Source organism: Citrobacter europaeus (assembly GCF_037482245.1).
Taxonomy (GTDB): Bacteria; Pseudomonadota; Gammaproteobacteria; order Enterobacterales; family Enterobacteriaceae; genus Citrobacter; species Citrobacter europaeus.
In genome coordinates, this window is record NZ_CP148084.1 from 13764 (window position 1) to 28414 (window position 14651).

Consider the following 14651-nt stretch of genomic DNA (forward strand, 5'->3'; position numbering starts at 1 on the left):
TCACTTCTCATGTTTAAGCACTGCCGAGGGCGCGTAGCCAAACTTGTGTTTAAAGGCTTTGCTGAAATGAAATGAGTCAAAAAAGTTAAGCATATCTGCCACCTGTCCGACCGTATTCCCTTCCTGCTTTAACAGTGACAGCGCCAGTTCCAGCCGGGCATCGAGATAATATTCCTTCGGTGTTTTACCGGTGTAACGTAAAAAAAGACGACGTAGCCAGGCTTCGCTGCAGGGGATGGTGGCCGCCATATCCGCCACGCTCCACCGCCTTTGCAGGCTGGCATGCAGAGTGGCAATCAGTTTTTCAATTTGTATCCGCTGTGGGTCTTTTTTACCTTCGGCGTAAATAAGACAAATCCATTGATAAATTATTTTTGTGAGAAAAGCGACGGCCAGATTATTTTTCATTGAGTCTTGTGACGTAATTAATCGCGAGACCTCGGCCAGTTCCTGATTATAAATATCACCATTATAAATAATACTTTGCTGGCGTAACGGAATATCCATTACGCTGGTTGGAGTGAATTCCATCCAGTATTGTTCCCATACTAATCCTTCACAATGATAAGACTGTATGTCTGTTGGTTTTAAAAATATTATACAATTTCCGGTGAGGGTAATGTGTTCGCCGCCTTTTAGCAGGATTTTCCCACAGCCCTGGACGGTATAGACAGCAACCCATGAATTAGCTATCAGTGGCTTTTTCTTATCGCGTGGCCAAATAACCCGGTAATGTTCGTCGGCATAGGTGTGCCACAGCGAGATCAATGAAATTCCGCTTGAGATCACATTTTCGTTAATCAATAGGGGAATATTGTACGTAGTTTCGTTTTTTACATGCGAACTTTGCATCTTTCCATTCATTTTAATTTCCCGCCGGAGAATTATGCCCACAACCTGAACTTAACAGAAAAAATCCGTTCAGGGATATGACGTTTTTATTTTAAGAAATCTGACTGCCTGACCCGGTGCGTAATACCTCCGATTTTCCCTACCGCTGCCGGGACATAATGATAAAAAGGGCTATGAGATGAATACGCTACAAATTCTAAGCTTTGTGGGTTTTACGCTGCTGGTGGCGGTAATCACCTGGTGGAAGTTACGGAAAGCGGATACCGGATCGCAACAAGGATATTTTCTGGCGGGGCGATCGCTAAAAGCGCCGGTTATTGCCGCGTCGCTGATGCTAACGAATCTCTCGACGGAACAACTGGTAGGGTTAACCGGCCAGGCTTACCGCAGTGGAATGTCGGTAATGGCATGGGAAGTTATCTCAGCGATCCCGCTCATTTTTCTGGCGCTGATTTTTTTGCCGCGCTATCTGCAGCGCGGCATTGCTACTATTCCGGACTTTATTGAGGAGCGTTATGACAAAACGACCCGCATTATCATCGACTGCTGTTTTTTAATTGCCACGGGGATTTGTTTTCTGCCGATCATTTTGTATTCCGGCGCGCTTGCCTTTAACAGTATGTTTCATGTTACTGAAACCTTTGATATTTCCCAGCATACGGCAATTTGGTTGATGGCGGTGGTATTGGGGATTAGTGGTATTTTGTACGCCGTGGTCGGTGGGATGCGTGCCATCGCTATTGCCGATGTGATCAACGGTATCGGTCTGGTGATTGGCGGTCTGATGGTGCCACTGTTTGGCCTGATGGCAATGGGTAAAGGCAGCCTGAGCGAAGGGATTACGCGCTTAACGCAGGATCACAGCCAGATGTTGAATTCGATTGGCGGGAGCAACGACCCGGTACCGATCGGCGCGGCGCTGACCGGGCTTATTCTGGTGAATACCTTCTACTGGTGTACGAACCAGGGAATTGTTCAACGTACGCTGGCGTCAAAAAGCTTATCAGAGGGACAGAAAGGGGCCTTATTGACGGCGGTGTTGAAGATGCTGGATCCGCTGATTCTGGTATTGCCTGGCGTTATCGCCTTTCACCTTTTCCAGGATCTCCCAAAAGCGGATATGGCTTACCCGGCGCTGGTAAACAAAGTCATGCCGTTGCCGCTGATTGGCTTTTTCAGCGCCGTATTGTTCGGCGCGATCATCAGCGCGTTTTGCGGTTTTCTCAACAGCGCCTCGACACTCTTCAGCCTCGGTATTTATCGTCGACTGATTAACGAGCAGGCCAGCCCCGATAAACTGGTCAGCGTGGGACGTCGCTTTGGTTTTATCGTCGCGGTTATTTCTGTGCTGGTTGCGCCGTGGATTGCGTATGCGCCACAGGGGCTTTACAGCTGGATGAAACAACTCAACGGCATTTACAACGTACCATTGGTGACCATCGTTATTATGGGCTTCTTTTTCCCCCGCATCCCGGCGTTGGCGGCGAAGGTTGCGATGGGGCTGGGTATCGTCAGCTACATCACCATCAACTATCTGGTGAAATTCGAGTTCCACTTCCTCTACGTGCTGGCCTGTACCTTCTGCATCAACGTGGTGGTCATGCTGGCTATCGGTGTTATCAAGCCGCGTGCCACGCCGTTTAAATTCCATGATGCTTTCGCGGTCGACATGAAGCCGTGGAAAAACGCGAAGATCGCCTCTGTTGGCGTCCTGTTTGCGATGATTGGCGTTTATTCTGGTCTGGCGCAGTTTGGTGGTTACAACTCTCGTTGGCTGACAATCTTCAGCTACGCCATCACGGCAGCAGTAGTGATATACCTGATTTTCAGCAGCTGGCAGTCGCGGCGTATCTCTACTGAACACTGTGTCTCTGACGCTAAGGATAAAGCATGACCCGCCCTAATTTTCTGTTCATTATGACCGATACTCAGGCAACCAATATGGTCGGCTGCTACAGTGGTAAGCCGCTGAATACCAATAATATTGATAGTCTGGCGGCGGAAGGTATTCGCTTCAATTCCGCTTATACCTGCTCACCGGTCTGCACCCCGGCCCGCGCGGGGTTGTTTACCGGTATTTATGCCAACCAGTCTGGTCCGTGGACCAATAACGTCGCGCCGGGGAAAAACATTTCCACCATGGGGCGCTACTTCAAGGATGCGGGCTATCACACCTGCTACATCGGCAAGTGGCATCTCGACGGGCATGATTACTTTGGTACCGGCGAGTGTCCACCCGAGTGGGATGCCGACTACTGGTATGACGGGGCCAATTACCTGGCAGAACTGACGGATAAAGAGATCGGTTTGTGGCGTAACGGTCTGAACAGCGTGGAGGATTTGCTGGCCAACAATATCGACAAAACCTTCACCTGGGCGCATCGTATCAGCAACCGGGCGGTCGATTTCCTCCACCAGCCAGCGCGTAACGATGACCCCTTCCTGATGGTGATTTCCTACGACGAGCCGCATCACCCTTTTACCTGTCCGGTGGAGTATCTGCAGAAATATCAGGACTTTTACTACGATCTGGGCGCGAAAGCGCAGGATACTCTGTGCGATAAACCTGAGCATCATCGCCTGTGGTCGCAAGCGATGCCGTCTCCGGTGGGTGAAGACGGACGCTATCACCATCCACTCTATTTTGCCTGCAACGATTTTGTTGACGATCAGATTGGCCGGGTGATTGATGCCTTAACGCCAGAACAGCGGGAGAATACCTGGGTTATTTATACCTCCGATCACGGTGAGATGATGGGAGCGCATAAGCTCATCAGTAAGGGGGCGGCGATGTATGACGACATCACGCGAATTCCGCTGATTATGCGCCCGCCGCAGGGAGAACCGATGCAGGTAGACACGCCGGTCAGTCATATCGATCTGCTGCCGACGATGATGGCGCTGGCGGGCATTGAGCAGCCACAAATCCTGCCGGGTGAAAACATCCTTAACATTGAAAAGCCACGCGGCGTGATGGTGGAGTTCAACCGTTATGAGATTGAACATGACAGTTTTGGCGGATTTATTCCGGTACGCTGCTGGGTGACAGACGACTGGAAGCTGGTGCTGAATCTGTTTACCAGCGATGAGCTTTACGACAGACGAAACGATCCCGATGAGCTACACAACCTGATAGATTCGCCACAATTGGCCGACGTTCGCTGCCAGATGCACGATGCTCTGTTGGACTATATGGATAAAATCCGCGACCCGTTCCGTACCTACCAGTGGAGTTTGCGTCCGTGGCGTCCGGACGCCGTACCGCGCTGGATGGGCGCTTTCCGCCCACGCCCGCAAGATGGCTATTCTCCGGTGGTACGCGATTACGACACCGGTTTACCAACCCAGGGCGTAAAAGTGGAGGAGAAAAAGCAGAAGTTCTGAGGGAACGCCCTGCCGGATCGGGTTCTCACGCCGCCATCCGGCAGGCTGGTCAAACTGGAGAAGCACCGCCGAGAAAGGAAAATATCAGCATGAGCAGAATGATGCCGCAGATAATGGCAATGCCAAAAAGCAGAGCATGAAAGGCAAGTGTCGCGCCGCCGAAGAACATTGCGCCATGAATACTCCAGCGATTTTCTTTACGCATGCCGCCGATAAACGCACATATCAGCGCGATGACGGCAAGAGCGATGCCGCTGTTATCCAGTATTTTATCGATATCAGTGGCAGTTTTTTTCGCAGCAGCGGGCGGTTGTTCCCCTTTCAGACCGGCAAGAATCCCTTTTTTAACGGCGGATACCTTCTCTGCCACCACGCTTTCCAACGCTGGCGGTGGGGCGGAAAAGGGGCCAAAAGAGAAATGAAAAATGCCGAGAATCAACGCAATGGCGCCAAATAGCATTCCCAGTGAACTACATTTGTTTTGCGATATGATGTCCATCAGACCTCCCTGTGCTGGTTCAGGTAGAGGGTATCAGCATTCCGCTGTACGAAATTCTGAAAATGACCAGACAACGTAGCTGAGCTATGAATGAAAAAGGAGTTTGGATGAAGATTTCCCGCCTTGGAGAAGCCCCGGATTATCGCTTCTCGCTGGCAAATGAACGTACCTTTTTGGCGTGGATCCGTACCGCGTTGGGATTTCTGGCGGCGGGCGTTGGTCTTGACCAACTGGCTCCGGATTTCGCCACGCCGGTCATTCGTGAGCTTTTGGCGCTGTTACTGTGTCTGTTTGCCGGTGGCCTGGCGATTTATGGTTACCTTCGCTGGCTGCGTAATGAGAGGGCAATGCGTCTGAAAGAGGATTTGCCGTATACCCATAGCCTGTTAATCATCAGCCTGATTTTGATGATCGTCGCGGTGATTGTCATGGGACTGGTACTGTATGCCGGATAGCCGTAAGTCGCGACGTATCGCCGACCCGGGATTACAACCGGAGCGAACATCGCTGGCCTGGTTTCGTACGCTGCTGGGCTATGGCGCGCTAATGGCGCTGGCGCTGAAGCACAACTGGCATCAGGCGGGCTTTCTGTTTTGGGTTTCAATTGTGGTGCTGGCGATGGTGGCCATCGTACTTTGGCGCTATACCCGTAGTCGTACCCTGATGGATGTTACGCATAGTGATTTTTCTGAATCTCGCGCGGTGCGTGACAAATTTATGATCTCCCTCGCGGTGTTATCCCTCGCAATACTGTTTGCTGTAACGCATGTTCGCCAACTTATTGCATTTATCGGGAATTTAGCATGACAGGATGTCAGGTCATGGCCAAGCCGGCCAGCTCTCGTTGTAACCTTGATTGTCGTTACTGTTTTTACATTGATAAACCCACTCAACCCGAAATGGATGATGCCACCTTAGAGACGTTTATTCGCCAGCATATTGCCGCGCAGCCGGGGTCTGAAGTGATGTTCGCCTGGCAGGGTGGAGAGCCAACCCTTTGTGGTATCGACTTTTTTCGCCGCGTAGTGACCTTGCAAAAACAGTACGGGCAAGGGAAGCAAATCCATAATGCTTTCCAGACCAACGGGATTTTGCTCAACGACGAATGGTGTCAGTTTTTACGTGAAAACGGCTGGCTGGTTGGGATTTCCCTGGATGGCCCTGCCGAGTTGCACGATGCGTATCGCGTTAACCGTAGTGGAAAACCGACTCACCATAAGGTGGTGGACGCCATTGCCAGGCTGCGTAAGCATCAGGTGGAGTTCAATCTGCTGGTGGTGGTTAATTCTCTGAACAGTCAGCGGCCCGGGTTGATGTATCACTACCTTCGCCAGCTTGGCACGCCGTTTTTGCAGTTCATTCCGCTGGTTGAATATGATGAAAAAGGCGAGCTTACCGCCGAATCTGTCCCGCCGCAGGCATGGGGAACCTTCCTGAATTCCGTCTTTGATATCTGGGTCAGAGAAGATATTGGTCGCGTATTCGTCCAGTTATTTGATTCAACCCTGGGCGTATGGTGCGGGCATCCGGCGCAGATGTGTTCGCTAAGCTCCACTTGCGGGCATGCGTTTGCCCTGGAAGCGAATGGCGATCTGTATCAATGCGATCACTATGTTTACCCTGATTTTCGCCTGGGTAATATTCATCACACGTCGCTGAGTGAGCTCAATGCCAGCCCGCAGGTAACGGCGTTTGGTCAGTCCAAGAAGGCCACGCTGAGTGCGGAATGTCAGGCGTGTTCGTTGTTACGCTTTTGCCATGGTGATTGTCCAAAGCATCGCGACAGCAGTGGAAAAAGTGCGATTTGCGGCGGGTACAGCGCTTTCTTCAACCATACCGCGCCGCATATGCGCGTGATGCGTGACCTGCTTAAGCAACATCGCTCACCGATGGAACTGATGGCGATGCTGCGTTAAGGTCAGCAACGTTTAACGCCCTTTGGCCAGATACTGCGCCATTTCTTCTTCAGGTACCATGCCGCCGCCGGTCGCCCACACCAGGTGGGTGGCGTTATTGAGCTGCTCTGCGCTGAAGCCGTGCATCTGCTGATAGTCAGCAGAGGCGCATACGCGTTGCGGACCGGCCATCCCGGCCAGCGCCGACGGCTCAAGGCGAATGCCTTCTTCCTGCGCCAGCCAGCCCAGCATGTCGTACATCGTCTGATCGTCCAGGGTGTACAGACCGTCGAGCAGACGTTCCATCGCCCGGCCAACAAAGCCGGACGCACGACCTACCGCCAGCCCATCCGCCGCCGTCAGGTTATCGATGCCGATATCCTGCACGGAAATCGTATCGTGCAGCCCGGTATAAATCCCCAGCAGCATGCAGGGGGAGTGGGTCGGTTCGGCGAAGAAGCAGTGCACGTTGTCGCCGAAGGCCAGCTTCAGGCCAAACGCCACGCCGCCAGGACCACCACCGACGCCGCACGGCAGGTAAACAAACAGCGGATGGTCGGCATCCACCACGCGTCCCTGCTGGGCAAACTGCGCCTTCAGACGCTGGCCCGCGACCGCATAGCCTAAAAACAGCGTGCGGGAATTTTCATCATCGATAAAGAAACAATTCGGATCGGATTCTGCCGCCTTACGACCCTGCTCTACCGCCACGCCGTAATCTTCTTCATACTCCACTACCGTCACGCCGTGACTGCGCAGTTTGGCTTTTTTCCACGCGCGAGCGTCGGCAGACATATGCACCGTCACCTTAAAGCCGATACAGGCGCTCATAATGCCAATCGACATGCCGAGGTTGCCGGTGGAGCCTACCGCGATGCTGTACTGGCTGAAGAACTGTTTGAACTCAGGTGAAAGCAGAATGCTGTAATCGTCTTGTGTGGTCAGCAGACCGGCTTCCAGCGCCAGTTTTTCCGCGTGTGTCAGCACTTCATAAATACCACCACGCGCTTTAATTGAGCCGGAAATCGGCAGATGGCTGTCCTTCTTCAGCAGGATTTCTCCGCGGATAGGCTGCCCGTACTCTTTTACCAGCCGTTTTTGCATCGCCGGGATCGCGGCCAGCTCGGATTCGATAATGCCGCCGGTGGCTGCGGTTTCCGGGAATGCCTGCGCCAGATACGGCGCGAAGCGCGTCAGACGAGCATGGGCATCCTGAACATCGTGCTCGGTCAGGCCAACGTACGGTAAACCTTCCGCAAGAGAGGTGGTGCCAGGGTTAAACCAGGTCGTCTCCTTGAGAGCGACCAGGTCTTCCACTAAAGGATACTGGGCGATAAGTGTTTGAATATTTTCCATAGTCAGTCTCTTTGCGCTTAAATAATAAAGGAAAGCAGGAATGTGCAAACCAGTGCAATCACGGACGCGATAAATGTCGCGGTCGTATAGTATTTGAACGTCTCATTCAGGGTGGCGCCGCAGTACTGCTTCACCAGCCAGAAGAGGGAATCGGTCACGATCGTGCAGCCAATAGCGCCGGAACCGATGGCAATGGCGATGATCTCCGGGCTAACGTTAGGATAGAGCGGCAGCATCGGTGCCACGATAGCCGTCGCCCCCATCATCGCCACCGTGGCGGAGCCCACTGCGGCATGCAGGATTAACGCCACCAGCCAGGCCAGCAGAATCGGGTGCATATGCATGTTTGAGAGGATCAGTGCGAGGGTATCCGCCAGCCCGCTGCTCTTGAGGATAGCGTTGAATGCGCCGCCTGCGCCGATAATCAGCAAAATGTTAGCAATCGAGCCAAAACCGTTTTCGGTGTGGGTCAGTAGCGCCCCCATGCCGATATGCTGACGCAGACCGAGAATGTAGTAGGCCACGAAAACGGCAATAAACATCGCGGTGATCGGGTTACCGATAAACTCCAGCAGCGTATACACCGTGCTGCCTTTCGCCATGTTCAGCTCTGCAACGGTTTTTACCAGCATCAGGGCAATCGGCAGCAGAACGGTAAACAGCGTAGCGCCCAGCGACGGCAGTGTACTTTCGTCGCGCACTTTGAGGTCGGAAAACTCAGCCGGAACCGGTTTAAACGGCAGGCGGTTACCGAGGAATTTCAGGTACAGCGGACCGCCGATCAGTGAGGCCATCAAACCGACCAGTAAACCGTAAACAATCACGGTACCAATGTCCGCACCCAGCTTATTCGCCACGAACAGGGCGGCTGGATGCGGCGGCACGACGCAGTGTACTGCCATCAGCGCCGTACACAGCGGAATCGCCAGCTTCAGGAGTGATGTATTGGTCTTTTTGGCAATCGAAAAAGCCAGTGGAATCAACAGCACCACGCCGACTTCAACAAACAGTGTGATCCCGCATATCAGTCCGACCAGTACCATAATGACGTCAGCGGAAAGCCAACGGCAGCGCTGCAGCGTCAGTCCGATGCGTTCGGCCGCGCCTGAGACTTCCATCATTTTGCCCAGAATGGTTCCAAGGCCGATAACCGCGGCGAGGAAGCCCAGCGTACCGCCGATGCCACTCTCAATGGCATTGACCATATCCAGTGGCCCCATACCCATCATCGTACCCACGAAGAAGCTGGCTAACAGCAGCGCCAGAAACGGGTGGAATTTGAACTTCACGATGGTCAAAACGATTAACACGATGCTTATCAGCAGCGTGCTCACAACCCAGATTTGAGAGTGCATAGCTCACCTTGCCCTGTGATTAATATAGGGGTATTGGACAAAAATAAGGCAGGGTCTGACAAACGATATAAATCCCCTTTCACATGAGCCAGATTGCATCAAGTGAGTGATTTACGTCTAATTGTGCCTGGTTTTTGCGATATGGTTCACTTTGATTCATCTTTATGCTGATTTTTGCAGCGAACTTTTTTACACTCCGGCGAATGAATCAGGAGGACAAGAGGTGAGTATGGATCCCGTACGCGAGGTCAGAAATCGTCTGCTCAATGGCTGGCAGTTGTCAAAACTGTATACTTTTGAAGTGGCTGCGCGGCATCAGTCGTTTGCGCTGGCAGCAGACGAGCTGTCATTAAGTCCCAGCGCCGTCAGCCATCGGATTAATCAGCTGGAAGAGGAGTTAGGCATCCAACTGTTTGTCCGCTCGCACCGCAAAGTGGAACTCACCCACGAAGGCAAAAGGGTTTTTTGGGCGCTGAAATCGTCGCTGGACACGCTCAACCAGGAAATTCTTGATATCAAGAATCAGGAGCTCTCGGGGACGCTCACCGTCTACTCGCGGCCCTCTATCGCTCAGTGCTGGCTGGTTCCGGCGCTCGGTGATTTTACCCGCCGTTACCCGGCAATTTCACTGACTATCCTGACCGGCAATGACAACGTCAATCTGCAGCGTGCCGGGGTCGATCTGGCTATCTATTTTGACGACGCGCCTTCCGCGCAACTCACCCATCACTTCCTGATGGATGAAGAGATCCTGCCGGTATGCAGCCCGGACTACGCTCGACGCCATGACCTTACCGGATCGCTGGTGAATCTGCCGCACTGTACGCTGCTGCACGACAGACAGGCGTGGAGTAACGATTCCGGGACCGATGAATGGCACAGTTGGGCGCAGCATTTTGCAGCAAATCTGCCGACATCATCGGGAATTGGTTTCGATCGCTCTGATTTAGCGGTCATTGCGGCAATGAACCATATCGGCGTGGCGATGGGCCGAAGGCGGCTGGTGCAAAAACGTCTCGACAGCGGAGAGCTGGTCGCGCCTTTTGGCGATATGGCGCTGAAATGCCATCAGCACTACTACATCACCACGCTGCCCGGCAGGCAGTGGCCGAAAATCGAGGCGTTTATTGGCTGGCTACAGGAGCAGGTTAATTAGGCAGGTCGCGAATATTTTTTACGCTTTCTCTCTACACGGAAAGTGAAAAAGCATGCTAAATACGTGATATCACTCCTGATGATTTGCGTAAGGACGACCGTGTTAAAGCCGATTGTTTCCCTTTTGCTGTTAGCCAGCGCCACCGTATATGCCACGCAACCTGCGCTGACGGCGGCGCAGTATGCGCAGCAGCTTGGCGTTGGGATGGACGTAGACTGGGCGCGCACCGATCGGGGTATCCGTGAATTCGATCCGCTGGTGGTGCGGGATTTTAAGGCGAAAGGGTTGACCCACGTGCGCATTCGCGTGGCGGGAGAGCCCACGGAGGCGCGGCTTATACACTTGCGTAAACTGGTGGAAGCCTGTGAGCAGTATGGCGTGATCCCGATAATCGCCTATCAGGCTGACGAATATAAAAAAGACCCCAGCGCCGGTAACGAAAAAGAGGTGGTTAACTGGTGGGTGGCGGTGGCGCATTACTTTGGTCAAAGCTCGCCGTTGCTGGGTTTCGACCTGATATTTGAACCCTCTGATAAGCTCAACCATAATCAGGCGTCGCTCAATCGGGTGTATGATAAAACCATTCGTAACATCCATGCCATCGACCCGCAGCGGATGATTTTCATCGCGCCGCGACTGCGTGCTGCACCGGAAGATTTGCTTAACCTGAAACTGCCGCCGCAAAGTCAGAATACCGTGCTGGCCCAATGGCATATTTTTCCGTGGGGACCGCTGAAAAATAACGGCAAATACCCGTGGACCTCAGGGACTGCGGCAGAAAAGGCCGCTATTCGCGCCCGCATCAATACCGCCGTTCATTGGCAGCAGAAAACTGGTCATGTCAGTTGGGTAGGAGGCTGGTCGCCAGGAGAAACCATCAGGAACGCGCCTTCAGCCTCACAAATGGCGTTTGCCCGCTTTATGGCGTGCGAGCTGAAGAAAGCGAAAATTCCCTATGCTATCAATGCGGATACGCAGTTCTATGATGGCGAGGAGGGTGCCTGGCGTCCGGCGCTGGAGCCGCTGCTGACGACGATGATCGCGCCTGAATGCGAAAAGCCCGGCGATAAGCCGGGCCATCATACGCTTAAACCGCCTGTCCCTGATGCGACACGCGTGACGCCAGTGGAATCCAGCAAACAAAAATCAGCAGCCCCATAAGGGTCATCAACAATCCCAGACTGGCTTGCCCGGTCTGCGGCAGCATGGCAGAGAACCACGCCAGCACGCCGGAACCAATGTTTTGTAATCCCCCTACCAGCGCGCCGGCAGTGCCTGCCAGGAACGGGAAAGGTTCCATTGCGCCGCTGGTTGCCAGCGGAAACAGCATCCCGGCACCGAAGAAAAACAGCGCGGCGGGAACCAGCAGCGTCCAGACGTTCATCACGTCGAACAGCCCAGGGATCCACATCATCAAACCGGCGACCAGACAGCAGATAACCGACTGCCACATCAGCGTCGAGAAACGCTTGTTCGGGCGACCGGCGAACCAGGCGCCGAAAAACGCCGCCGGGATGGGCAGAATAAACAGGATACTGACCACCATGCTGCTCAGACCGAGCCGTGCGCCCAATAATACCCCAGAGCAGGCTTCGAAGACCGCAACGCCCGCCAGGCCACCGATCAGCATCAGCACGTAACAGGTGAAAGAGCTGTTGCCAAACAGCGTTTTATAGCTGGCGATAAGCCGTGGACGCGGCGCGCCTGCCGGGCGCGTTTCCGGCATCCAGCGCGCCATGCTAAACGTGACGCCCGCGCACAGAATCAGCAGAAAAATATAGCAAGCGCGCCAGTTCCACACGGTATCCAGCATACCGCCAATCAGCGGTGCCAGCAGCGGACTGACCAGGATCCCCATATTCAGCAAACTGTTGGCGTGACGAAGCTGCGTACCTTCATACAGGTCTCGCGGCAAGGTTCGCGCCATCACACCGCCGACGCCCGTTCCCATCCCCTGGATTGCACTGGCGATAATCAGAACCGTCAGGCTATGGGTGGTGATGGCGACCAGCGTGGCCAGCATAAAAATAGACATTCCGGCGAGGATCACCGGACGGCGGCCAACACGATCGGAAAGTGGGCCGTAAAACAGTTGTGACAGGCCGTAGGTCAACAGGTAGGCGGCCATCACACTTTGCACCGCCCCTTCGCGAACGTTCAGTTCACGCGCCATATCAGCAATTGCGGGGATATAAATGGTTTGCGCCATCTGACCTACCGCCACCAGTAATACCAACATCAACAACAAATTGACGCTTCTATGCCTTTTCATTTCGCTGATTACTTTTAAAAAAGAGAAAAAAGAAGAATAAGGTGCTGCACTTTCCCGTAAATGCGCGTGGAATCTACCACAACAGAAAAAGAAGGCCAGATAGTAGGCTGGAATGTTTAGGGGGTGGACGGCAGGAAATGTAAACAAAAAGCGGCAACAAATGTTGCCGGATTGCATCGGGTTACAGCACGATCAAGACAAACGTAGTAATACCGCGCCTACGGCAATGCCTGCGGCCGCGACAAGACGAATTCCGGCAACCTTTTCTTTCAGCAGCAACCACGCGAGCAGAGCGCCAAACAGAATGGAGGTTTCACGCAGCGCCGCGACCACAGCCAACGGAGCCTGGGTCATGGCCCATAGCGCCAGACCGTAAGAACCCATCGTGCCAATCCCGCCAAGAATACCTTTCTTCCACTGCTGCACCAGATAGCGCGACGCTTCCCGGCGCCTGGCGATCATCGCCCAGGTGAGCAGGCAGGAGCCGTTCAGAAAGAAGGTCCACAGCGTATAACCCAGCGCGGTTTCTGATAAGCGTACGCCGGTGCCATCAACCAGCGTGTAACCGGCGATAAAGCAGGCATTAATGAGCGCCAGTACGATCCCGCGTTGCGAGCTGCTGCGTCCGTTAAATGCCATACCGAGAATGGCCAGACAGATCGTGGCAATCCCCACCCACGCCAGCATAGACAGACTATCCCCAAGGAACAGAACGCTGATAATTGCGACCAGCAGCGGCGCTGTACCGCGCATTAACGGATAGGTCTGGCTCATATCCGAAACCTGATAGGTTTTGGCGACCAGGACCGTATACACCACTTGTAGCGCGGTTGAGACGGCCAAAAACGGCAGGCTGGCGGCGGAAGGTTGAGGCGCGAAGGGTAAGCAGATCAATGCCATAATCGCTGCTGAGCCGCTAACGCCGATCGCCGAATACAGTTTATCGTTTCCAGCTTTGACGATGGCGTTCCAGCTGGCGTGCAGCAGCGCGGCGAACAGCAAAATGCAGAAAACAGAAAGCGTCATGGTGGAATTCTTCCCTGAGAATGTCATAAAAACGTAACATATTGGCGCGACACAAGCACCAGGGAGAAGGTGAAAGGGGAGCGGAGTGTTACCCGCCCCCCTTTGGTGCGACTTGAATCTGAATTACTTAATGTATTTCAGAACGGCATCAAGGAGTTGCAGTGCTGCAACAATGAGTTTGAGGATAAGAATAGCGATATCCACGAGGCTCATACGCTCTCCTTTTGGTACAAGGAGCACGGTGCTGACGTACCTCGCCGCTGCCTGTTGTCAGCACCTTTGTTGACATAACACAGTGTGCTCACACGGGGGTTAAGGCGCTGACGGCACCACCCGTTTCAGCCAGGACTTTGATGCGCCGGTTTACGATGCGGCCCCCGTATAACACATTGCGTACCGAGACATTATAGATAAATACTGTATAAATTAACAGTATTTTATGGACGTTACGCCATTCATGTCCCATACTCAAAACCATCAAAATTCGTGCCGAAATTGCGTGTTCTTCGCAGAACGCGTATACTTTTTTCGTTGACATAACACAGTGTGTTCGGCGGCTACCAACCGCACAGCGCTGAAAAAACCTCGCTCCGGCGGGGTTTTTTGTTTTTCGGCCAGGTCCTGTGAAATGTGATCGTTGACGCATTTTTATGCAGATGAAAATTTTTCCATTGTCACGCTGAAAAACCTGTGTTTGTATAAATCCAGTTAATCAACAAACAGACAGGTCCCTAATGAACCCTTCCATGCTGACTGCGACCCTACTAAAAACTGCGCCATCTCGCGCAGCGGTCGTCGTGCGTGTGGTGGTGGTCGTCGGCAATGCGCCGTAGGGTCCGAATCAACACACGATTCC

General features: G+C 53.3%; 15 protein-coding genes. 8 read left to right on the plus strand and 7 right to left on the minus strand.

What is annotated here, in order from left to right; all coding sequences use genetic code 11:
• Positions 1 to 864: an AraC family transcriptional regulator gene (locus tag WHR59_RS00065; RefSeq protein ID WP_043018801.1), complete on the minus strand. Its 864-nt coding sequence runs from the start codon at positions 862 to 864 to the stop codon at positions 1 to 3.
• Between the two features lie 166 nt (positions 865 to 1030).
• On the opposite strand from WHR59_RS00065, the gene WHR59_RS00070 reads away from it, so the two are divergent.
• Together WHR59_RS00070 and WHR59_RS00075 are read left to right on the plus strand one after the other, a co-directional pair.
• Positions 1031 to 2746 carry a solute:sodium symporter family transporter gene (locus WHR59_RS00070; protein ID WP_043018800.1) on the plus strand — a complete coding sequence of 572 codons (1716 nt, stop codon included), beginning with the start codon at positions 1031 to 1033 and terminating at the stop codon, positions 2744 to 2746.
• Complete coding sequence (locus WHR59_RS00075; RefSeq protein WP_043018799.1) at positions 2743 to 4236, plus strand: sulfatase-like hydrolase/transferase; 1494 nt, start codon at positions 2743 to 2745, stop codon at positions 4234 to 4236. The genes WHR59_RS00070 and WHR59_RS00075 overlap by 4 nt, the downstream gene beginning before the upstream one ends.
• Before the next feature lie 49 nt (positions 4237 to 4285).
• Here the strand turns inward: WHR59_RS00075 and WHR59_RS00080 are convergent, their stop codons facing one another.
• Positions 4286 to 4735, minus strand: a complete 450-nt coding sequence (locus tag WHR59_RS00080) for a hypothetical protein (RefSeq protein WP_043018798.1) — start codon at positions 4733 to 4735, stop codon at positions 4286 to 4288.
• Between the two features lie 107 nt (positions 4736 to 4842).
• Between WHR59_RS00080 and WHR59_RS00085 the strand changes: the two genes are divergently transcribed.
• Genes WHR59_RS00085 through WHR59_RS00095 form a run of 3 tightly spaced genes read left to right on the plus strand, consistent with a single transcriptional unit; the run spans position 4843 to position 6651 of the window.
• Entirely contained in the window at positions 4843 to 5190 is a 348-nt protein-coding gene (locus WHR59_RS00085) for a YidH family protein (RefSeq protein ID WP_042311462.1), read from the plus strand.
• Entirely contained in the window at positions 5180 to 5542 is a 363-nt protein-coding gene (locus WHR59_RS00090; RefSeq protein WP_043018797.1) for a DUF202 domain-containing protein, read from the plus strand. The genes WHR59_RS00085 and WHR59_RS00090 overlap by 11 nt, the downstream gene beginning before the upstream one ends.
• Positions 5539 to 6651: an anaerobic sulfatase maturase gene (locus tag WHR59_RS00095; RefSeq protein WP_167373430.1), complete on the plus strand. Its 1113-nt coding sequence runs from the start codon at positions 5539 to 5541 to the stop codon at positions 6649 to 6651. The genes WHR59_RS00090 and WHR59_RS00095 overlap by 4 nt, the downstream gene beginning before the upstream one ends.
• 12 nt (positions 6652 to 6663) lie before the next feature.
• Here the strand turns inward: WHR59_RS00095 and dsdA are convergent, their stop codons facing one another.
• Both dsdA and dsdX read right to left on the minus strand, forming a co-directional pair.
• On the minus strand, positions 6664 to 7986 hold the full coding sequence (dsdA, locus tag WHR59_RS00100) for a D-serine ammonia-lyase (RefSeq protein WP_043018795.1): 1323 nt from the start codon (positions 7984 to 7986) through the stop codon (positions 6664 to 6666).
• 17 nt (positions 7987 to 8003) lie between these two features.
• Entirely contained in the window at positions 8004 to 9341 is a 1338-nt protein-coding gene (gene dsdX, locus WHR59_RS00105; protein ID WP_043018794.1) for a D-serine transporter DsdX, read from the minus strand.
• Positions 9342 to 9570: 229 nt separating this feature from the next.
• Here dsdX and dsdC point away from each other — a divergent pair, with 229 nt between their 5' ends.
• Positions 9571 to 10497 (plus strand): DNA-binding transcriptional regulator DsdC, encoded by a 927-nt coding sequence (gene dsdC / locus WHR59_RS00110; RefSeq protein ID WP_043018793.1) that lies wholly within the window; start codon positions 9571 to 9573, stop codon positions 10495 to 10497.
• 78 nt (positions 10498 to 10575) lie between these two features.
• The gene (locus WHR59_RS00115; RefSeq protein WP_043018792.1) at positions 10576 to 11658 is read left to right on the plus strand and encodes a cellulase family glycosylhydrolase; all 1083 of its coding nucleotides are present in this window, start codon (positions 10576 to 10578) and stop codon (positions 11656 to 11658) included.
• Here WHR59_RS00115 and emrD read toward each other — a convergent pair.
• The 3 genes from emrD to tisB all read right to left on the minus strand — a co-directional run bounded on the left by emrD (position 11585) and on the right by tisB (position 14008).
• Positions 11585 to 12769 (minus strand): multidrug efflux MFS transporter EmrD, encoded by a 1185-nt coding sequence (emrD, locus tag WHR59_RS00120; RefSeq protein WP_075145452.1) that lies wholly within the window; start codon positions 12767 to 12769, stop codon positions 11585 to 11587. The genes WHR59_RS00115 and emrD overlap by 74 nt on opposite strands.
• Positions 12770 to 12961: 192 nt before the next feature.
• Positions 12962 to 13795, minus strand: coding sequence for a DMT family transporter (locus WHR59_RS00125; RefSeq protein WP_047407739.1), 834 nt, complete (start codon positions 13793 to 13795; stop codon positions 12962 to 12964).
• A gap of 123 nt (positions 13796 to 13918) precedes the next feature.
• Positions 13919 to 14008, minus strand: coding sequence for a type I toxin-antitoxin system toxin TisB (gene tisB, locus WHR59_RS00130; protein WP_003840643.1), 90 nt, complete (start codon positions 14006 to 14008; stop codon positions 13919 to 13921).
• Positions 14009 to 14529: 521 nt separating this feature from the next.
• Here tisB and ivbL point away from each other — a divergent pair.
• Complete coding sequence (gene ivbL, locus WHR59_RS00135) at positions 14530 to 14628, plus strand: ilvB operon leader peptide IvbL (protein ID WP_003827118.1); 99 nt, start codon at positions 14530 to 14532, stop codon at positions 14626 to 14628.
• The last annotated feature ends 23 nt before the right edge of the window (positions 14629 to 14651 follow it).